The sequence below is a fragment of the Labilibaculum euxinicum genome, from assembly GCF_009795715.1.
Taxonomy (GTDB): Bacteria; Bacteroidota; Bacteroidia; order Bacteroidales; family Marinifilaceae; genus Labilibaculum; species Labilibaculum euxinus.
This window is the reverse complement of the sequence record NZ_WTCR01000016.1, coordinates 43,189-63,404: the sequence shown is the minus strand read 5'-3', so window position 1 is coordinate 63,404 and position 20,216 is coordinate 43,189. Positions and strand designations below refer to the sequence as shown.

Sequence of the window (20,216 nt, the reverse complement as noted above, 5' to 3'; positions counted from 1 at the left end):
TGATATAGACATAAGAAAATGCAAATTCTTCATATTTTTGATCATGTGAATTTGGTATTGTGCTCGGTTATAGGACAAGTAATATTTATTAGCGGATGTAATTTAGACAGAAAATGTAATTAACCGATCTTTAATACAAACATCAGAAAATCCAAATTCTTTTCGAATCCATTCAAATGTTTGTTTCTGATAGATAAACACATGAGTGGGATCGTTTTTGTAGTACCAATTCGCAAAATCGATGTTTTCGTTGTAAAGATGGGTCATGCAGTACAACTTTCCCTGGGGTTTCAGCATTTTTTTCAGAAAGCTAAATTCCTTGTGCGGATTATAGAAATGTTCAATCACCTCGCAGGAGGCGATGTAATCGTATTTTTCTTGCAGCAATTTTGGGTAGTTGTGAAAGTAAGGATCGTAGGGAGCAATGGAAAAACCATGATCAGTCAGTACTTTGGAAATTACAGGACCTGTGCCTGCACCAAAATCCAGACCTTTATGATTTGCAGTAAAATCCCGGCGAACGGAATTGGTAATGGGGGAGACGAACTTCTGATATCCTTTGTCATCAATGTCGTTATTGTGCTGCTGATAGTGCTTTTTTTCAACATCTTGACCAGGTCTTGAGTTTGCATCGGCAAATATCCCAAAGCAAGTGTTGCATTGATAATGAATGCGATTCTCTGTTTTATAAAAAAGTTTCGCATTGCTGTTACAAAGAGGACATTGATACTGCATGTTAATGAACTTAGGATTAGTTCTGTGTTTAGTGTTTCCGTACGCATTTCAGATAAAGACCTTCCACTTTTTCGCGGGCCCATGGTGTTTTTCTCAGAAATTTCAGACTCGATTTAATGGAAGGATCGCTGGTAAAGCAGTTTATTTTAATCATGCTTCCCAATTCTTCCCAGCCATAATAGGCCACCAAAAATTCCAATATATCAGATAGTTTAACGCCGTGCAAGGGATTATTTACCTGCTCTCTGTTGGTTGTACTATTTTCGTTTGATTCCATATTAACTATTAGCTAATTACTAATTGTGAATTAATAATTTATAATTATTCTTTACTTTTTCACCCCTAAATCCCCTGAAGGGGACTATTTCCCAAACTGTTGTTTTTAAGCCCCTTTAGGGGGTTGGGGTGGGGAATTACTTTTATAAAATCAGCAAAGAATGTTCCCGTAATTGATTCATCGGTTTCGAATACCAAAACAATTCAAAATCTTCAAAATGATTTTCAAAGTCGGCTTTTAAAGCCGCCAAACTAAGTGTGTTTTCTTCCTTTACGGATATTTTTTTCAGTACATCAAGCAACCAATCTCCTTTTTCTTTTTCGAGCGATATTTCAAAACTTTCTGTTTTTTCATGAAAACACATTTTGGATAGTTTCCAACTTCGGCCTTTTTTCGATTTCGTAATGGTCACTATTTCCGGTACGCCTCCCAGCCATATTGGTTTTGCTGAATCTTTTGGAGTGATGTATTCGACAGCTTCCAGACAATTTTGAATAAAATCCTGTCTGATACTGGTTTTCGGAATTCTAAAACCGGATGGTACATCGTCGAACCAATCCTGCAAAGGAATTTCAAAGCCCAGTCCGTGCATGTAATTGTAGAGCGATTTTTTTAATCCGTAGCTAAACAGATCGTGATCGATTCCCGTTTTGTCGGTAAATTGAATGTCGTTATTGGCGAACGAAATAGCTTTGTACTCGGGCGTAATGCCGTAAGCTGATGGATTTAGCCCAACAGGACTGTGAGCTGTAAGTGCAAACTGATGCCAAAAGGCCGATTGCACAATCCCCAATTCGAATATTTGCCGAACCACTTCCAGACTGTCGATGGTTTCCTGCACTGTTTGCGATGGAAATCCATACATCAAATAGGCATGAACCATAATTCCCGTTTCGGTGAAATTATTGGTAACCTGAGCTACCTGTTTTAGAGTGACTCCTTTATTGATCAATTTTAACAATCGATCGGAGGCAACTTCCAGTCCGCCCGAAACGGCAATGCAACCCGAAGCTTTCAGCAGCAAACAAAGATCTTTTGTAAAGCTTTTTTCAAACCGGACATTGGTCCACCAGGTAATGTTAAGTTTGCGTTTAATGATCTCGATGGCAAGAGCCTTCATCAATGCCGGAGGTGCTGCTTCATCAACAAAATGAAAGCCTTTTTCTCCGGTTTGTGCCACAATTTTCTCAATTCTGTCGGCCAGCACTTTGGCCGCAATGGGTTCGAAAGATTTGATGTAATTTAACGAACCATCGCAAAAGGTACATTTGCCCCAGTAACAACCGTGAGCCATGGTTAATTTGTTCCATCGTCCATCGCTCCACAAACTGTGCATAGGGTTGGCAATCTCAATTACCGAAATGTATTTATCGAGCAAAAGATCGGAGTAGTCGGGTGTGCCCAATTCATGCTGTTTGTAATCCTGAATGGGAGAAGAATTGTTGTATTTTACTTTGCCGTTTATCCGTTCAAAAGTTCGTTTTAATGCTGGTGTTTCGTTAACCGGATTCAGTACATGATTCGCCAGAAGTTCCAAAGGCAGTTCACCGTCGTCCAATGTAATATAGTCAACGAAATCGAAGACTCTGGGGTCGGTCAGACTTCTTAATTCGGTATTTGGAAATCCGCCGCCCATTACAATTTTAATGGCAGGATACTCTTTTTTAATGAACTGAGCACAACGAAAGGCACTGTATAAATTTCCGGGGAAAGGAACCGAAAAGCAAACCAATTTAGGATTTTGGATGTTTACTTGCTTAGCCAGTATTTTAATGCTTAACTCATCGATATAGCTTAACTCTTCCTGCAAATGCCCCTGCAATTGGTCGAAGGTAGATGCGCTTCGGCCCAATCGTTCGGCATATCGGCTAAAGCCAAAATTCTCATCGATGCATTCGGTAATAAAATCCGACAAATCTTCCAGAAAAAGAGTCGCCAAATGCTTGGCTTTGTCTTGCATTCCCATCAAACCAAAAGCCCATTCCAGATCTTCCACCTGATTGAAGCGCGAGGCTTGCGGTAGAAAATTCTCAGTGCAAATTTGTCGTGCCAGAGTCTGATTTTTCCCTTGCAGAAAAGAAACCACATCGTTTATTGCCAATAAATAATGTTCTCGAAGGGCGTAGATTCTTGATGCATTTTCCGAAATAATCTGTTCTTTCTGAAAAGCGATTTCGAAAATTTCCGATAAACCTTCTTTGGAAAAAATCTCCAGAATTACTTCAATACCCAAATCCATTTGAAAGGAAGATCGGTTTTTCTCATTTAAAAATCCCTTTAAATAGGCTGTTGCCGGATAAGGGGTGTTTAATTGAGTAAAAGGTGGAGTTACCAGAAAAAGGTCTTTCACGTGAATGCGTTTTATAAATTCGTTGTTGGTATACTTGTTTTCTATAACAAGCTTTTATTTATTATTCTTAAGATCAAGATCTTCACTCTTGATAAGGTTCAGTCTTATTTTCATTTTTTTCTGAATCACTTTAAAGTGGTGTTCATCCTCTTCAGAAACAAAAGAAATAGCTTCTCCCGGCGATTCTGCACGACCAGTTCTACCAATTCGGTGAATGTAATCTTTAGGAGATCGAGGCAAATCGTAATTTACCACGTAAGGCAAAAATTCAATATCAATACCTCGGGTCAATAAATCGGTAGCAACCAAAACCCGAAGCTTCCCGGTTTTAAACTTGCGCAGATTTTCAGTTCTTGCTCCCTGACTTTTCTTGCTGTGAGTGCTGGTAGCCTGAATGCCATTTTTGCTTAGTTTGTAGGCAACAGCATCAGCACGGTGTGCCGATGATACAAAAACAAGAACCTGTTCTAAATTGTTTTTCTTAATGATATACCGAAGCAACGGTCCTTTTTTTTCTTCGCTAACCGAGTAGGCTATCTGATCGATTAAATCAAGCGTATTTTCTTCAGCCTCTATTTTTATAATTACTGGTTCATTCAAAAGAACCTGATTTACGTTGTTTACATCATCGCTTAAAGTGGCCGAGAACAAAAGATTTTGACGTTTTTTAGGCAATAAAGCAAATATGCGGTTCATCTCATCTTTAAAACCCAGATTCAGCATTTTATCAGCTTCGTCCAGTACCAAGGCTTCAATTTCCGTTAAGTGTACTGCATTCGAATCTACCAATTCCAATAAACGACCGGGAGTAGCAACCAAAACGTCTACATTGTTCATCGCCTTCATCTGCGGATTGATAGAAACACCACCGTGAACGGCCAGGCATTTAATCGGATCGGCGAGGGCAGATGAAAACTGTTGAAAAACTTCCAAAACCTGCATGGACAATTCGCGGGTAGGCACCAATACCAATGTCTTGATGTATCTGTTCTTAGAAATACTTCCTCCCTGAAGGTTGGTTAATATGGGCAAGACATAGCTGGCTGTTTTTCCCGATCCTGTTTTGGCAATACCCAACACATCCTTTTTCTTAAGAATGGCAGGAATAACCTCTGTTTGAATTGGATAGGATTCGGTGTAGTTTTGATCGGCCAGAGCTTTTAGCAAAGATGAAGATAGTCCTAAAGATGCAAACGACATATATTTTTGTTCTGATTATTGGTACGGATTTATTTCCGTCGACAAAGATAAGGGAAATAAAGCTCAACTAGCTATAAATGGAGAAAGCAACAGTACAATTAAAGGAAGGAAGTTGCTTTGGAGTGAGGCGTGTTGGGAAAATTAACCACAAAGTACACAAAGGGATATCACGAAGCACACAATGTTAATTTACAAAAAGCGCAAAGAATTTATTTTTTTTTCTCTGTGCTCTCTGTGCTCTCTGTGCTCTCTGTGCTCTCTGTGGTTAACTCTTATCCTTATTTTTTCAGTGGAGCTTGTTTGTAAAGCCCATTCTACAGCTTTTTCAGCAAGAATTGTGGTTGTGTCAAATGGATGCGAAAAGCCTGACCCGACAGGGAGATGGAATGCGGGAAAGGATAAGGAGGGATACGTCACATTAATTTAATTGTATAAGCTCCATGCCTCGGGCTTGGCGGTAAACCATTTTTTTACCTTTTTCCAGTTGCCCTGAAAAAAAAATGAGTTTCGGTGATTGGTTTATTTAACACGGATAATTTTCTCTTGAGATTGTCAATTACAATCTCAAGAGAGAGAGCTAAAATAGCACTAGATATTTTAATCTAATTTATGGTTTCCAGCGAGGAGGGACGCAAACACCATCAGTACAATATTCATCACTTGCGCAGTCCCTATCAAAGCCACAAATTTCATGAAATGTGTGTAAATCTTGAACATTTTAAAACCGTCAAGATTTCGGTTTTATTCAAAATTTTCAATTTAAGAAGAGAAAGTTTTAATTAGATTGCCGGAATAAGTCTGCAAACTCCAAAAGGATCACATCCATATCCATCAGGGCAACTTAAATCATCAATGCATTTTGAGCGTCCACCTTTAACAGCTTGTTGTTCAATTTTGTTAAGAGTTTTAGCTCCCAGTAATTCTTTTAATCTGTTCATAATCTAAATACTAATGAATGATCATATTTCCCCAGAGATACAAATTCCTCCACTGCAGATGAAACCTTCCCAACAGTCTTTGTATGTTTTACATTCTTTGATGTATCCACCTTTAACAGTTTGTTGTTCTTTTTTGCTAAGAATTTTAGCGCCGTTTAATTTTTGTAAATCTTTCATGGTATAAAAAAATAAAATGTGTGTATATCTTGAACATTTTAAAACCGTCAAGACTTCAGTTTTATAATTATTTTTAGTCTGTTATGAGTTCTGTTTGCGTCGAAACTTCGAACTCGTTAAGATCTTCAAGAAAATATTGCAATTCTTCAAAATCATACTCTTTTGGATAGGATTTGCCATTAAGAAGAATTTCAGGTGTAAAGGGAATATTGTTGTTTGTACACCATTTCTTTTCTTCCATTAAAATTTGAGAATAGTATTCGTTTTCTGATTCTCCCCATTTATTTAGCCAAGTGGCAGAATCTCTGCTGGAATAGGCTTCATTCATTGCTGTTAGACATATCTTTTCCCCGTTTATATGGTAGATCTCAACTAGTTTTGATGCAATTTTATTATCAATGGCTTTGGTATTTTGAGATACATTGAAACGAACAATGATTTTTACTTCTGTTTCTTGATCTAGTACTATGTGAATTAGTTTGTGAGCATTTTTGCAAAAGCCACATAAGGGGTTTGTGATTATAACGATTTCCAATTCAGAATTTTTAGTGCCAAATACTATTTCATTGCTGTTTGTAATTGTGGTGTTTATTGCTTGCGATCTGGAAAGCAGATTGTTGAATATTTCGAAGTTTCTTTTGAATTTATTGAATTGTACTTTTAATTTAAAATATTCTGGTTTTAGTCTTATTTTGGGAGCAATGAATAGCCAAAGAGCTGTGGTAAGGTATGCCGCAAATGCAAAGAGTAAGTAAGAATTTGGTTCTGATATTATCTCAGAGATTGAATTGATATTTGCAGTTGCCAAAGCCGATTGTATCCATAAAACCAAAATAACACCAAGGCAAAGGAGACACCATTTTTTTACAATTTGGAACTGATAGTAGATGGAATAGATTGTAAATGGCAGCGCTGTAAGGCTTATTACAAATAGTGGAGTGAAATTGTTCTTACTCATCACAAAAAGCAAGGAAGATAATACTGAGGTTAGAAAATATATAATACCAAGATCACTTAATTTAACAAAGCCAAAAAGATTGGATCCTTTCGATTGCATAACATCATCGCAACTTACTTTATCACTAACACCAGTACAAATTTTATTTAAAACCTGAGAAGAAGTTCCTATTTCATGTTGAAGAATAAAGATACATATCATTAGTCCAATCATGGAAAAAGCAAAATGAAATGATTCATATGGGTTTTGACTTAAGAATAAAAAGCAAATAATTAGTACGACTGGAATACTTACAAGTAATACTTTTGAGAAAATAGAAGTGATATCTGTTTTTATATTTTCATCTGTTTCGATCACTAAGACAATTCCGGTCCATAAATCAATAAAGCTGTCAATGGGTACAAGCTCCGATTTTTTTCCCTCACGTGTAATTTGAATAGCATCCGCTTTCTTGCTGATTAATGCAAAATTATCACTTCCGTTGTTTTCGATATGAGCTATGAAGTAATCGGGCAAAAGAGCAATGTTTTCTTCTGTTTTAGGAATTTCTATTGCAAGATTTGGGATGTTAAAATGATCCAAAACTCCGGTCAAAGAATGTAAACTTGGATACGAAGGGTGACCAAATAATTGAAGCTTTAATTCTTCATTATTAACTTTTATGCTATTTTTTGTGAGTAGTTCTTTTAATAGGAAAAATAAGTTTTCGTCCATTTGAATTAAGAATAATGATTCAATTTAATTGGGTTACAGATTATATAATTTTGCTTTTGGAGAGTTGTGTATTCATCCTAAATTATTTCATGTTTTTATCATTTTCGAGTTGCAGATTTACACTACATTAAGCGTAAAAGAAACTGTATTTTTTTTACGCTTAATGAGAAGTAATATTAAAAAACATAATGCAATACTTTTGTTTGTTAGTATAATTTGAGATTTATCTTCTAATTTATTGAAATATTTTTTAAATAAATAATTATGGGATATTTAAATTTAATCATATTGTTTCTTTAATGTAAGTAAATGATCTATTAAAATATATTATTGGTGGTTTAAAATAATTTATTTGTTGGCAAATTATCTTTGTTATATGGGGTTAGTGAATGTTTAATTTTTGTATTATGTGAATATTTTAATTTGTTTAATCTATTATGTAGTTTTTAATTTGATTGGATTGTAGTTGAAGTTTAAAGGTGCATTCAAGCCCATTTAGGCTGAAGATAATCTATAAGGAAAGGTTCGCTTTTTGAAGGCCCAAAGAGATGATGACAGCTAATTTCAAGAATTGAAAACGTGTGTAAAGGATTGAAGAGGTTACCCGCAGCAAATTAAGGATAGTTAGGTAGTCGGGGAGTGGTTGTGGAAAGCCTGACCCGATGTATGTGTAAGAGTAAAGGGAGACGTCCCAATTATTTAGATAAGCTCCATGCCTCAGGTTTGGCAGCGAACCATTTTTTTACCTTTTTCCAGTTGCCCTGAAAAAAATCAGAGTTTCGGTAATGGTTTAAATCGTCCTCCGAACACCAGTGACTTACCGTGAAAAATACCGATGGATTTGATACATCCTGTAAAATTTCAAGATGAGAACAACCTGGAAAGGCTATAATTTCATCTTTTTCACCCGATGTAAGATTTTTAAAATCATCAATGTTTTGTGGAAGTATTTCCAGCTTTACAAATCTAATAATCATGAAGTTTGATTCTAATATCGGAGTTAATATCCAGTTGCAGCAACTCGGCTAAATTGCCTTTGTTTATCGCTATTTCCAGTAAGCCTGATGAGTTGAAGAGCGCCAGAAAATCACCTTCGGAAGTTTCGTGATAGTTCTGATTGATTTTGGAAATCCGGTAATGATTGCTTTGCACCAAAATTTCGAATTCTCTTTCCTGACGCACCGATTCAAACAATTCTTTTGAAATATTTGTGGTTACATTCCCATACGAATCAATATAAATAATCTGTCCGGTAATTGTTCCTTTCTGAATTAATGCGCGGATGGGAACCAATCGGTACAATTCTTTTTGGGTAGATCCCAGTTCTGTGAGATTGTTGTATTTAATAATGTGAGAAGCCGCTTTGGCGAATACATTCAGTTCCGGAAAAGTATGAAAGTGATCTTCCTTTTCAATATTTTCAATGCGTACAATTTCTTCAGGATCGCCTTTCATTATCAAACTGAAAATACCATTGTCGGCACCAATAAAATAATGATCCTGATACTTTACAACGATGTGCGGATGTTCCGGTGTTTCTTCTGATTTAACACCAATAATATGAATGCTTCCTTTTGGAAAATGGACAAAGGCATTTTTTATAATAAAAGATGTTTGAGATATATTGTAGTTGCCAACATTGTGACTTAAATCTACCAATTGTGCTCCAGGACAGATCGATAGGAGGCGCCCTTTAAGTGCCCCCAGATAGTAATCGCGGTGCTGCCAATCGGTAGTTAAACTTATTATTGCCATAAATGGATCTAAATTTAAAGAGAAAGAAGATTTATTTAAACGAAAATATATTCAGATTTCTCTTTGGTACAGCTAAACAAATCAGAATTAATAATTAATTTGTAGGCTCAAAAGTAATGAATATTGAACGGAATATATGATTGAAAAGAGCATATCTTTAGGGGTAATTGATCCTCTTGAATTTTATGGAATTAATAATTCAAAATTGGTAGTCTTAAAGGAGATGTTTCCAAAATTGAAGATTGTTGGAAGAGGGAATGAAATATTTGCCAGCGGCGAAGAAAAGATTCTTGATTTGTTTGAAATGAAAGTGAATCTTTTGATTCAGCACTACAATCAATACAATGTTCTTACATTGGCCAATATAAAACGGATTGTATTGGAAAACACACCGGATATACAGAATCCTGATGATCCTAAAAGCGTTATTCTCTTTGGTAATAATGGGAAAATTATTCGTGCCCGCACAGCTAACCAAAAAAAGTTGGTCGAAAAATCAGCAAAAAACGATATGATTTTTGCAGTTGGTCCTGCCGGATCGGGTAAAACCTATACGGCAATTGCCCTGGCTGTTAAAGCTCTGCGTAATTCTGAGGTGAGAAAGATTATTTTGAGTCGGCCAGCAGTTGAGGCAGGAGAGAATCTTGGTTTCCTTCCCGGAGATTTAAAAGAAAAAATTGATCCTTATTTGCAACCGCTTTATGATGCCCTGCTGGATATGATTCCGCCTCGTAAACTAGCCGATTATCTCGAAGCTGAAATCATTCAGATTGCACCTTTGGCCTACATGCGCGGAAGAACCTTAAACGAAGCATTTGTAATTTTAGATGAGGCGCAAAACACCACAACAAAGCAGTTGAAAATGTTTTTAACCCGCATGGGAACCAGTGGTAAGTTTATGATTACAGGTGATATCACGCAAATTGATTTGCCCAGAAAGCAACAATCAGGATTGATTCAGGCCTTTCGGATTTTAAAGGATATAAAAGGAATTGCAATGGTTGAATTCGATAAGTCAGATATAATTCGTCACCGGCTGGTGAAAGAAATTGTGACAGCCTACGAAATTGAAGAAGACAGGCAAGAAAAAAAGAGAGAAAGCAAAGATCAGTAAAAGAGTTACCGGTAAACAGTTTTGTAAAAAGTATGGTGAAGATGCATATAAATAGCTGTTACTGCTTTTCTACTTTTTTACTTTTATCTATCTTCGCACTAAATTAAAAGCTGAATTTTACATTATTGTTATTTTGGTAGCAGAATGCAGCGAATATCAGCTGATGCCTGGCAGTTTACGGCTAATGGCTTATAGTTTAAACCATTTTTATAAATTATTAGAATTTTTGGAGCAATGAAAGAAGCAATTGTTAAAACAGATTTTAATTTCCCGAATCAAAAGAATCTTTACGTAGGTAAGGTAAGAGACGTTTATAATATTAACGATGAGTATCTTGCTATGGTTGTTTCTGATCGTATTTCAGCTTTTGATGTTGTATTACCTGAAGGTATTCCTTTTAAGGGACAGGTATTGAATCAAATTGCTACCCGCTTTTTAGATGCAACATCCGATATCGTTCCAAACTGGAAAATTGCAACTCCTGATCCAATGGTAACAATTGGTCATTTGGCTGAACCGTTTATGGTTGAGATGGTAATTAGAGGATATTTAACCGGTCATGCATGGAGAGAGTACAAAGCTGGTAAACGTGTACTTTGTGGTGAGCCGATGCCTGAAGGAATGAAGGAAAATCAGAAATTCGAAAAACCGATCATTACGCCTACAACTAAGGCTATGGAAGGTCATGATGAAGATATTTCCAAAGAAGAAATTTTAAAACAAGGCATCGTATCTAAAGAAGATTACGAAATGCTTGAAAAATATACTCAGGCTTTATTTGCCCGAGGAACTGAGATTGCTGCCGAAAAAGGTTTGATTTTGGTTGATACAAAATATGAGTTTGGTAAAAAAGATGGTGTAATCTACCTGATTGATGAGATTCATACTCCCGATTCATCCCGTTACTTTTATTCGGAAGGATATGCTGAGCGTTTGGCTAAGAATGTGCAGCAGAAACAATTATCGAAAGAGTTTGTTCGCGAATGGTTAATGGAGAATGGTTTTCAAGGTAAAGACGGACAAAAGGTTCCTGAAATGACTGAAGAAAAAGTAAATCAGATTTCGGAGCGTTACATCGAGTTGTACGAGCAAATTATTGGAGAAAAATTTGTTAAAGCAGATGCCAAAGCTGTTAATGCCCGAATCGAAAAAAACATTTCAGATTGCCTGAAAACTTTGAAATAGGCTTGAGACATTTGAAAATACAGTACAAAACAAAACCGAAATCTGTAATGGATTTCGGTTTTGTTTTTAGATCATTTGTTTGGTGATCTTTAGAATCATCCTCCAACTCGTTTAACCTGATAACCTTCTGCTTTTAAAAGATCCATAATTTTATCGCGGTGATCGCCTTGAATTAAGATTTCTCCATCTTTAGCAGAACCTCCGCCACCACATTTACTCTTTAATAGTTTGCCTAATTCTTTTAGGTCATCAGAAGTACCCACGAAACCTTCAATTAAAGTAACAACTTTACCTTTTCTCTGTTTTTTGTCCAGCAAAACTCTAAGTTTTTGTTTGTTCGGAGCTAAGGTTTCTTCTACCGATTCATCGTCGTATTCGTAATTGTAATCGGGGTTCGTTGAGTAAACGATATTTTTTTTGCTTTTTGCCATTTTATTTAATTGTATGTTAGTAATTAGTACACAGTAACCAGTCAAAAATGGGTATTTCACCAGAAGATACCAGTTATTTATTACTATCAGTACAAAGATATTTAAATTTTAGCTTTGTAAGTAAATCGATCGTAGAAATAGATAATTGAACCCAGAAATGGAATGAAAACAACAAGCAGAACCCAGAATAGCTTGTTAATTCCTAATAAATCTCTCAGAAAAATATCTACTACAGCAACAACTGGGAGTAGTATTCCAATTAATTTAGTGAGTAGCCAGATGTCGAAAATGATTGATAGTATCATGTAATTTTATTTAATTTTTTGTTTGGTTCCAATTATAAAATATAGAATTGTACCGATAAATGGGAATAGCAGAACTACTAAGACCCAAATTAATTTATTGGAATTGGTGAATTCATTTTTTACGATGTCGATTAAAGCTATTAAGGGCAATAAAATAACAAATACTAAAATAATAAGCATGAAAATTGAAATGCCAAAATTAGGAGTAACTAGTTCCATATATTAATTATAATCAAGTGAATAATATTGTATGAAGATATTAATATTATGAATTTGAAGCACAATTTACACATTTCTTGCTTTCAGGCATAATCATGATTCTTCCGATGGGAATAGTTATTCCACATTTTATGCATTTCCCAAAATCATCCGAATCAATATTCTTGAGAGATTCTTTTAATGCTGAAAACTGAACTTCTTTTTTACGCAAAGCAGCCTCATTCACACTCTTGTTGTTTATTGCATCCATTCTACTAACTCTGCCAATGGCACAATCCGGCGAAACAGGTTGGGTTAAATCCTTTAGCATTACAATATCCTTTTCCAGCTGTTCTATTTTTTCTTTTATCTGATTTTCAATATCTATTTTCTCGTTCTGGATCATATTTGGTTAATTTTTCATGCTTATCAAAGATAACAGAAAATCTGAGGCTTACTTATTTGCAGTTACTATAGGAGGAAACGCCGACAGGTCTTCGACACTGTCGGGTTTTTCGGCTAAATATTTAGTCATTAAATAAGCTCCCCTTCGCCTTTAGGAGAAGGGGTTGGGGGATGAGGTGATCTCTCACCAGTAATTAAAAACAAGAAATAAATTATTGTGTCTTTTTGTGCCATCCTTCGTGTTTTTTTTAATGCCACCTCACCCTAACCCTCTCCTTGAGGAGAGGGAATTCCAAGCTTGATTATGGCTGGACTCCCCTTCACCTTTAGGAGAAGGGGCTGGGGGATGAGGTTAAAAAAAGAATGGTTAATTAGAATTTTTTGAATTTAAACAACCTGTTGGCGTGCCTTCACCCAACAGCGTTTACTTATTTCAGTTACTATAAATGTAAACGCCAACAGGTCTTCGACGCTGTCCGGTTTCTCGGATAAATACTAGTCATACCCTGACATTTACAACTTGCCTATAGTCAGAGCATGACGGAATTTTAATTTGAGGGTCTCACTTTTTTGTTCCCGAGCATCGGGATCAATCGCTGTCATTACGAAGGAGTCCAAGCGATTGAAGTAATCTCAAAATAATTGAGCTCCCACTAATTAACATTCTCCTATTTTGTTAAATTTACAATCCCAACTCTAATACAGATACAATGGAACTCCTATACGTTTGGATTGAAGATTACAAAAATATAAATAAACAAGGCTTTAACTTTTCGCCTAAGCATTGGTTCGAATATGATGAAAAGACTAACAGCTTAAAGCATGAAGATAAAAACCCAAACTATCCTAAAGATTTTTTCGGAGATAACATTAGTAATCTAACTGCTATTGTTGGGAAGAATGGTAGTGGAAAGAGTAATTTAATAGAAGCCATATTCAATGTGTTCGTCGAAGGAAAGCAGGGACATTTAATAGTTTTTCAACAAGGCAATCAATTAAAATCTAATAAGAACATTACTTGCAATACCCCAATTGCCCACTCTGAACTCTTTTTAAAACTAGCAACAACTCCATTGTACTATACTGGTATATTACAATACAATGAAATTTCAAACATTATAGAAAACATATCAACTTTACAGAAACTAAATGATGTAAACATCTGGACTGATAATAATGGTAAATCTAATTCTATAATTGAATTTAAACATTATTTTAACGAATATTTATTTAAAGAAGTCACAGATCAAATCGAATTTTTCACTAAGAATCCTAATATTATCAACTCCTATTTAGGTGATGATTTATTTATACCCAATAAACTCAGAATCAAACTTAAAAGATTACAACCAAATTATTCACCAAAGGAAAAAGACTCTCTCGAATTCTCTTCCTCCATTTATGAAAAGGTGAAATTTGGGTTTTATATCTCTATCCTAGAAAGTCTTTGTGAAAACAATACTCTAAACCAAAGCGCAAAAGCCTATAAAGAAATAGTAAACAGCTACAATAAAGATTTAGGTTTTTTTGAATCTTTTAATCAATTCATCGAAAAATTTGAAGATAAATCAACAGAAGAAAAGGAAGCTATAAAAATAAGAAAACAGTCTATTTCAGACTCAAGAAATGCTTTGGAAAAAATTGAAAATCTATTATCTCCTCATAATTTAAATATCTACGGAGCATCTGCTGACGAAATTGTTTACGAGAGATATTATCTAGATAATTTTATTGTGGAATTAGATCATCTCAACAAACAGTATGGGACAATTGAGTTTATAAGTAAATTAAAATCGTGTATGGGAACCTTAAGCCATTTGCTATCCTTCCAATGGGATGGATTAAGCTATGGTGAAAATGAAGTTTTGAAAATGGGAAGCAGAATATATACTGCTCTGCTAAAAGAACCAAAAAAGAATCATTGTTTATTAACTATAGATGAAGGAGAACTTGGTTTTCATGCAGAATGGCAAAGAAAATATTTACCACTCGTTCTAAATTTACTTACCAATCTATTTCCAGATATCTCATTTCAGGTAATCCTCACTTCCCATTCCCCCTTCCTTGTGTCAGATCTCCCCAAAGAAAATATCATCTTTTTGGATAAAGAAAAAGAAACGGGACTCTGTAGAGTTTGCAAGCCAGAAGATATGACACATACTTTCGGGGCTAACATCCACTCTTTATACCGCAACTCTTTCTTTTTAGAGAATGGTTTAATGGGTGAGTTTGCAAAGGGAAAAATTGACAAGGTGATTAGAAACCTAAGTAATGACATTATCAACGATAAGGACAAGATGAGTTCTGAAGATATTCAGTTTGTAATTCAACAAATTGGTGAACCACTTATCAAGAACAAGTTATTAGAAATGTATAATCAGCATTTCAATTTTAGTTTGGAAGATAGAATCGTAAAATTGGAAAAGGAATTGGAAGAACTAAAAGCACATAAGTCATGATTCCAATAAATATTCCTAATCCGGAGATTGTTGATTTGCATTACAAAGGCATTTGTAAATTATTTGATCCTGCTCAAATCAATACTATTAACGGATGGTTAGCTAATTACAATTTAAATTTTGAAAAGTTAATAAAAGCAGAACCTTATGAATTAAGGCAGATCAAAAAACGAATTAAATCAGGTCAGTCGGCCAGGTGGCCGCAACCACAAATGCCTGAACTGATAAAAGATACATATTCAAGATTCAGTAAATTTTCGATAAATCAATATTGTGGAGCACAATTAATAAGGAACTTAAAAATTACAGTTTGTCCATATTGTAACCGCACATTTATTAATAATTTTGAGAAGGATGGCAAAATAAAAAGAAGTAGTCAAATAGATCATTTCTTTCCAAAAGGAATGAGTAAATATCCTTATTTAGCTCTCTCATTTTATAATTTAATACCCTCATGTTATTCATGTAATCATGCAAAAGGAGTACGAATAATAAGCATATCACCTTACGAACTCAAATCATCTGATGATGCGCTTCGATTCAAAGTAAAATTCCCAAAAGAAAATGGTGGCTACAATCTAGATAATGTCAACTTACACTTGGAGGTTGTAGAAAGCTTCAAGAAAAATTCAGATGAATTTGGTCTAGAGGATCTTTATGACAACCACAATGATATTGCAAGAGAGATTTGGCTAAAAGGGAAAGCTTATTCTGATTCCAGAATCAAAGATCTTCTATCATCTTTTCCTGACCTATTTGATTCCGAAAAAGAGATTTCACAAATCATTATGGGGAATTATCTAGATGAAGAAGACCTCGGCAAACGCCCACTCTCCAAACTAACCCGGGATATTGCCCGTGATGTTGGCTTCATAAAATAGAAATAAACTGATTCATCTATTGTTGAGATTGCCACGAGCTCGTACCTCACTCTCGCAATGACAGGTGTATTGGTTTCCATTACAAGCAGCACCCCACCAGTTCGCCACTTGACCATCTCCGTTCGGCATGGATAGTTTATCGTTCGCCACTTGACCCTTTCAGTTCGCAAATTTAGTATCTCCGTTCGCATAGCGAGGTGCTCCGTTCGGTGTGGATACCCTTCCGTTCGGTAACGGAACAACTCAAGTTGCGAACGGAAAAAGTGAAACAACGCACGGATGAGGCCAGGTAGCGAACTGAAGGGGAGGGCTGTAAACGGAATCAATCAAACAGCGAACTAAACAGCTAAAGAGACAATCGGCACAAAGAATTTGAGATCAGGGCACAAAAAAAAGAGAAGTGATGAGCTTCTCTTTTCTTGATTGTACTATCAGGTTTTATTCCTGAGCTTGTTCAGCCAGCTTTTTTCTGTAAGCACTGCTCTTATCTCTGCTGTATTTGCTCGAATAAGATTTTGCGTGATCGGGATCTTTACGAAATACAAAACGACCGTACTTACGAATTTCATCCACCACTTGCTTGGTTAATGTAAAAGCTTGATCGCGAATCACTTTAATTTCATCATCCACATACATATGACCGTTAACGGCTCCAAGCAGACCACTCATTCTGTCAGCGTCTTCGGCGGCCTTATCAATTAAGGTTATATCATAATAAATAGCCTCAAGCGGCGCTAAATTTGCTTTTCCTAATACCGAAAGGTTCGCCATATCCTGAATAGCATCAGCATGAGAGTCACCTTGTTTAATTACCGCCAATTTTTTTAATAAAGCCTCGTTGTTACGGTAAGCAAAATCCATATTCTCGATTAAATCGGTACGGAATTCAAGAAAAGCTGGCCATTCAGCCTTCCAGGCTTCCTTGTTTTCTTCGCGTATGGTGTTTAGCTCTGCCCAGTTACTTTCAGCAGTTCGCAAAGCACCCGTGTAAGGCAATAATTTTGCCAGCAGTTCGGCAGTCATGCCTACAGCAGTTAGTTGCGGCAAATCGGCACTTGCACGTGTATGCAGTTTTTCACATTCATGCAAATAAATCCCCACCGGCATATCGCATTGTTTAATCTGTTCTTTAGGAACAGCTTTTATCTCTGGTAAGAGATCTAATAAGTCTTTTTGATCTGACATACGTCTAGATTTTAAAGTGTTTATAAATCCTACATCACAAATCTCTCTTCACGTTTATCTTTATTAATTTTCTACATCCTAATCAATGTAAAATGATCATTTATTAGCCATCAACTAATGAATAAGTGTTGAAGTTATGTAAAAAATATAATTATTTGTTAAATAAATAATATTTATTCATTTTCTGGTTTACTGCATCGGGCTTTGTCTCAGTATCCGAAAATATGTTCACCTAGGTGTCCCGGGTATTTTTTATTTTTTAAGGAAATACATTGAAAATGTCTATCTAACATGTGATTAGGTGAAAATTTGCAATATGGGTAGATTCTTAAATTAACGAATCGAAAAGGAAATTATTAGTAATGATATGAACATCGAACAAGTGAACATATTACCTATTTATATTGAATCTAAAGTGTTTTGCCAAGCTAATTTATATGTATTTGGCTAGGCTGGAATCCTAGTTCTTTATACTTTTGAATTATAAATATGTGCTGTAGTACCAGAATGGAATCGATTGCGAATCAGATTGTTTGAGTTGTGGTATTCCAGTTATTTAGCATTTTATTCAGTCATTTATTTAATGAAAAGTAATGAACAAGATAGTTGAAAAAGAGAATTTTTCAGAAAAAGTAGTGAAAATTGTGGTTGAGGCACCTTTAATTGCTAAGGCCCGCAAACCAGGTAATTTTGTAATTGTACGAGTAGGAGAAAAAGGGGAACGTATCCCTTTAACCATTGCTGGTGCTGATGTTTCCAGAGGAACCATTACCATTATCGTTCAAAAAATGGGTGTGTCGTCTACCAAGTTGTGTAATCTTGAAGTTGGTGATTATGTAACCGATTTGGTTGGCCCGCTGGGAAAACCAACTGAAATTCACAATGTTGGCACGGTGCTTTGCTGCGGTGGCGGTGTTGGCGTTGCACCACTGCTTCCAATTGTTGAAGGATATAAGAAAGCTGGTAATCGTGTTGTTACAGTTATTGCTGCAAGATCGAAAGATCTGTTGATTCTGGAGGAAGAAATGCGCAAACATTCTGATGAACTTATCGTTATGACTGATGATGGTTCATATGGAAGAAAAGGTTTGGTTACTGAAGGTATGGAAGAGGTTATTAAGCGTGAAAAAGTGGATGAGTGTATCACCATTGGTCCTGCTGTAATGATGAAATTCTGTTCCTTGCTGACCAAGAAATATGAAATTCCTACTATGGCGAGTTTGAATAGTATTATGGTTGACGGAACCGGTATGTGCGGAGCATGCAGAGTTACCGTTGATGGTAAAACTAAATTTACTTGCGTAGATGGACCTGAGTTTGATGCGCATAAAATTGATTTTGACGAAATGATGTCGAGATTAGGCGGTTACAAGGAAGAAGAAAATGACAAAATGGATCATTTTCAAAATTAATCAACTAAAGACAAAACAGGACAATGGAAAGGTCTGAAGAATATATAAAAAACGAACGTAAACAAGAGTGGAGAGTCGAACTCCAAAAACTGACAAAAGCCAAAGATCGTATGGCGATTGAAAGGGTGGAGATGACAGAAATGGCTCCTGAAGAGCGAATTAAATCTCAGCGCGTTGAGGTGAATGTAGGTCTGACTAAAGAGCAGGCAATGTTAGAGGCAACACGTTGTATGGATTGCGTAAATCCAACTTGTATGGAAGGATGCCCTGTTAGTATCAATATTCCCAAATTTATTAAAAATATTGAGCGCGGGAATATTTTGGAAGCCGCCTCGGTTTTAAAAGAAACCAGTGCGTTACCAGCAGTTTGTGGTCGCGTTTGCCCGCAGGAAGTTCAATGTGAACAGAGATGCTTTTATGTTGAAAAATTGAATCTTCCTTCTGTGGCAATTGGTCATTTGGAGCGTTTTGCGGCAGATTTTGAAAGAGAATCAGGCGTGATTTCGGTTCCGAAAATAGCTGAGGCAAATGGTATTAAAGTAGCTGTGATTGGTTCCGGACCATCAGGTTTGTCTTTTGCCGGCGATATGGCTAAATTGGGTTACGATGTAACTGTTTTCGAAGCACTTCACGAAATTGGTGGTGTTTTAAAATATGGTATTCCTGAATTCCGTTTGCCAAATGCTGTTGTTGATGTAGAAATTGAGAATTTACGCAAAATGGGTGTTAAATTCATCACCAACTATATTGTAGGCCAAACTGCAAGTTTAGATGATTTAAGAGAAGAAGGATATAAAGCATTTTATGTAGGTAGCGGTGCTGGCTTGCCTCGTTTCATGAATATTCCTGGTGAAAATTCGAACGGAATTATGTCATCAAATGAGTATTTAACCCGTGTAAATTTGATGGGAGCTGATTCGGAAGAATCGGATACGCCAATATTGCGTGGTAAAAATGTTGTGGTTGTTGGCGGTGGTAATACTGCTATGGATTCGGTTCGTACTGCAAAACGATTAGGTGCTGAAAGAGCAATTATTGTTTACCGTCGTTCTGAAGAAGAAATGCCTGCCCGTGTTGAGGAAGTTCATCATGCAAAACAGGAGGGAATCGAATTTCTTACCTTAACGAACCCAATTGAATACATTGCTGACGAAAATAGTCGTGTGAAGCAAATCAAGGTTCAGAAAATGGAATTAGGCGAACCTGATGCATCGGGTAGAAGAAGACCAATTCCAATGGAAGGTTCTGAATATACGATTGATGCAACAGTAGTTGTGGTTGCCGTAGGAGTTTCTCCAAATCCATTGATTCCAAATTCGGTGGAAGGCTTGGAGGTTTCGAAATGGGGAACGATTGAAGTTGTTAAAGATAAAATGCAATCATCAATTCCTGAAGTATTTGCAGGTGGAGATATTGTTCGCGGTGGTGCTACTGTTATTCTTGCAATGGGAGATGGCAGAAAAGCGGCTAAAAACATGAATATCTATTTGCAGGAAAAATATTTATCCAATAAAGTGGAACACTAAAAATTAGAAAA

The 20,216-nt window shown here is 36.0% G+C and carries 20 protein-coding genes; 6 read left to right on the top strand and 14 right to left on the bottom strand.

The window, feature by feature from the left end:
- Nucleotides 1–102: 102 nt before the first annotated feature.
- From GQR60_RS17900 to GQR60_RS17860, 9 genes are all read right to left on the bottom strand, one after another.
- Nucleotides 103–735 (bottom strand): class I SAM-dependent methyltransferase, encoded by a 633-nt coding sequence (locus GQR60_RS17900; RefSeq protein WP_124994251.1) that lies wholly within the window; start codon nucleotides 733–735, stop codon nucleotides 103–105.
- Between the two features lie 28 nt (nucleotides 736–763).
- On the bottom strand, nucleotides 764–1,012 hold the full coding sequence (locus GQR60_RS17895) for a VF530 family protein (RefSeq protein WP_124994250.1): 249 nt from the start codon (nucleotides 1,010–1,012) through the stop codon (nucleotides 764–766).
- 142 nt (nucleotides 1,013–1,154) lie between these two features.
- Nucleotides 1,155–3,362, bottom strand: a complete 2,208-nt coding sequence (locus tag GQR60_RS17890) for a B12-binding domain-containing radical SAM protein (RefSeq protein WP_124994249.1) — start codon at nucleotides 3,360–3,362, stop codon at nucleotides 1,155–1,157.
- Nucleotides 3,363–3,416: 54 nt separating this feature from the next.
- Nucleotides 3,417–4,562: a DEAD/DEAH box helicase gene (locus GQR60_RS17885; protein WP_124994248.1), complete on the bottom strand. Its 1,146-nt coding sequence runs from the start codon at nucleotides 4,560–4,562 to the stop codon at nucleotides 3,417–3,419.
- 779 nt (nucleotides 4,563–5,341) lie between these two features.
- Nucleotides 5,342–5,500 (bottom strand): hypothetical protein, encoded by a 159-nt coding sequence (locus GQR60_RS17880; RefSeq protein WP_154675813.1) that lies wholly within the window; start codon nucleotides 5,498–5,500, stop codon nucleotides 5,342–5,344.
- A 21-nt stretch (nucleotides 5,501–5,521) separates the two neighbouring features.
- Nucleotides 5,522–5,677, bottom strand: coding sequence for a hypothetical protein (locus GQR60_RS17875; protein WP_154675812.1), 156 nt, complete (start codon nucleotides 5,675–5,677; stop codon nucleotides 5,522–5,524).
- A 73-nt stretch (nucleotides 5,678–5,750) separates the two neighbouring features.
- Nucleotides 5,751–7,349: a vitamin K epoxide reductase family protein gene (locus GQR60_RS17870; RefSeq protein WP_124994247.1), complete on the bottom strand. Its 1,599-nt coding sequence runs from the start codon at nucleotides 7,347–7,349 to the stop codon at nucleotides 5,751–5,753.
- Nucleotides 7,350–8,044: 695 nt separating this feature from the next.
- Nucleotides 8,045–8,326 carry a putative quinol monooxygenase gene (locus GQR60_RS17865; RefSeq protein WP_124994246.1) on the bottom strand — a complete coding sequence of 94 codons (282 nt, stop codon included), beginning with the start codon at nucleotides 8,324–8,326 and terminating at the stop codon, nucleotides 8,045–8,047.
- Nucleotides 8,316–9,104: an SAM hydrolase/SAM-dependent halogenase family protein gene (locus GQR60_RS17860; protein WP_124994245.1), complete on the bottom strand. Its 789-nt coding sequence runs from the start codon at nucleotides 9,102–9,104 to the stop codon at nucleotides 8,316–8,318. The genes GQR60_RS17865 and GQR60_RS17860 overlap by 11 nt, the downstream gene beginning before the upstream one ends.
- Before the next feature lie 136 nt (nucleotides 9,105–9,240).
- On the opposite strand from GQR60_RS17860, the gene GQR60_RS17855 reads away from it, so the two are divergent.
- Both GQR60_RS17855 and GQR60_RS17850 read left to right on the top strand, forming a co-directional pair.
- The gene (locus tag GQR60_RS17855) at nucleotides 9,241–10,218 is read left to right on the top strand and encodes a PhoH family protein (RefSeq protein ID WP_124994244.1); all 978 of its coding nucleotides are present in this window, start codon (nucleotides 9,241–9,243) and stop codon (nucleotides 10,216–10,218) included.
- Nucleotides 10,219–10,452: 234 nt separating this feature from the next.
- Nucleotides 10,453–11,403 carry a phosphoribosylaminoimidazolesuccinocarboxamide synthase gene (locus GQR60_RS17850; RefSeq protein WP_124994243.1) on the top strand — a complete coding sequence of 317 codons (951 nt, stop codon included), beginning with the start codon at nucleotides 10,453–10,455 and terminating at the stop codon, nucleotides 11,401–11,403.
- A 95-nt stretch (nucleotides 11,404–11,498) separates the two neighbouring features.
- Here GQR60_RS17850 and GQR60_RS17845 read toward each other — a convergent pair whose 3' ends face one another.
- The 4 genes from GQR60_RS17845 to GQR60_RS17830 form a co-directional block, all read right to left on the bottom strand.
- Nucleotides 11,499–11,834 (bottom strand): translation initiation factor, encoded by a 336-nt coding sequence (locus GQR60_RS17845; protein WP_124994242.1) that lies wholly within the window; start codon nucleotides 11,832–11,834, stop codon nucleotides 11,499–11,501.
- A gap of 101 nt (nucleotides 11,835–11,935) precedes the next feature.
- Nucleotides 11,936–12,139 carry a PLDc N-terminal domain-containing protein gene (locus tag GQR60_RS17840; protein ID WP_124994241.1) on the bottom strand — a complete coding sequence of 68 codons (204 nt, stop codon included), beginning with the start codon at nucleotides 12,137–12,139 and terminating at the stop codon, nucleotides 11,936–11,938.
- A gap of 6 nt (nucleotides 12,140–12,145) precedes the next feature.
- Nucleotides 12,146–12,319 (bottom strand): PLDc N-terminal domain-containing protein, encoded by a 174-nt coding sequence (locus tag GQR60_RS20455; RefSeq protein ID WP_225441454.1) that lies wholly within the window; start codon nucleotides 12,317–12,319, stop codon nucleotides 12,146–12,148.
- An 85-nt stretch (nucleotides 12,320–12,404) separates the two neighbouring features.
- Nucleotides 12,405–12,743 carry a TraR/DksA family transcriptional regulator gene (locus tag GQR60_RS17830; protein ID WP_124994239.1) on the bottom strand — a complete coding sequence of 113 codons (339 nt, stop codon included), beginning with the start codon at nucleotides 12,741–12,743 and terminating at the stop codon, nucleotides 12,405–12,407.
- A gap of 709 nt (nucleotides 12,744–13,452) precedes the next feature.
- Between GQR60_RS17830 and GQR60_RS17825 the strand changes: the two genes are divergently transcribed.
- Nucleotides 13,453–15,201 (top strand): AAA family ATPase, encoded by a 1,749-nt coding sequence (locus GQR60_RS17825; RefSeq protein WP_124994238.1) that lies wholly within the window; start codon nucleotides 13,453–13,455, stop codon nucleotides 15,199–15,201.
- Complete coding sequence (locus GQR60_RS17820) at nucleotides 15,198–16,082, top strand: HNH endonuclease (RefSeq protein ID WP_124994237.1); 885 nt, start codon at nucleotides 15,198–15,200, stop codon at nucleotides 16,080–16,082. The genes GQR60_RS17825 and GQR60_RS17820 overlap by 4 nt, the downstream gene beginning before the upstream one ends.
- A gap of 438 nt (nucleotides 16,083–16,520) precedes the next feature.
- On the opposite strand, the gene GQR60_RS17815 is transcribed toward GQR60_RS17820, so the two are convergent.
- Nucleotides 16,521–17,267, bottom strand: coding sequence for a hypothetical protein (locus GQR60_RS17815; RefSeq protein ID WP_124994236.1), 747 nt, complete (start codon nucleotides 17,265–17,267; stop codon nucleotides 16,521–16,523).
- A gap of 593 nt (nucleotides 17,268–17,860) precedes the next feature.
- Between GQR60_RS17815 and GQR60_RS17810 the strand changes: the two genes are divergently transcribed.
- Complete coding sequence (locus GQR60_RS17810; RefSeq protein ID WP_124994235.1) at nucleotides 17,861–18,679, top strand: sulfide/dihydroorotate dehydrogenase-like FAD/NAD-binding protein; 819 nt, start codon at nucleotides 17,861–17,863, stop codon at nucleotides 18,677–18,679.
- Between the two features lie 23 nt (nucleotides 18,680–18,702).
- Nucleotides 18,703–20,205, top strand: a complete 1,503-nt coding sequence (gltA, locus tag GQR60_RS17805; protein ID WP_124994234.1) for an NADPH-dependent glutamate synthase — start codon at nucleotides 18,703–18,705, stop codon at nucleotides 20,203–20,205.
- Nucleotides 20,206–20,216: the final 11 nt, after the last annotated feature.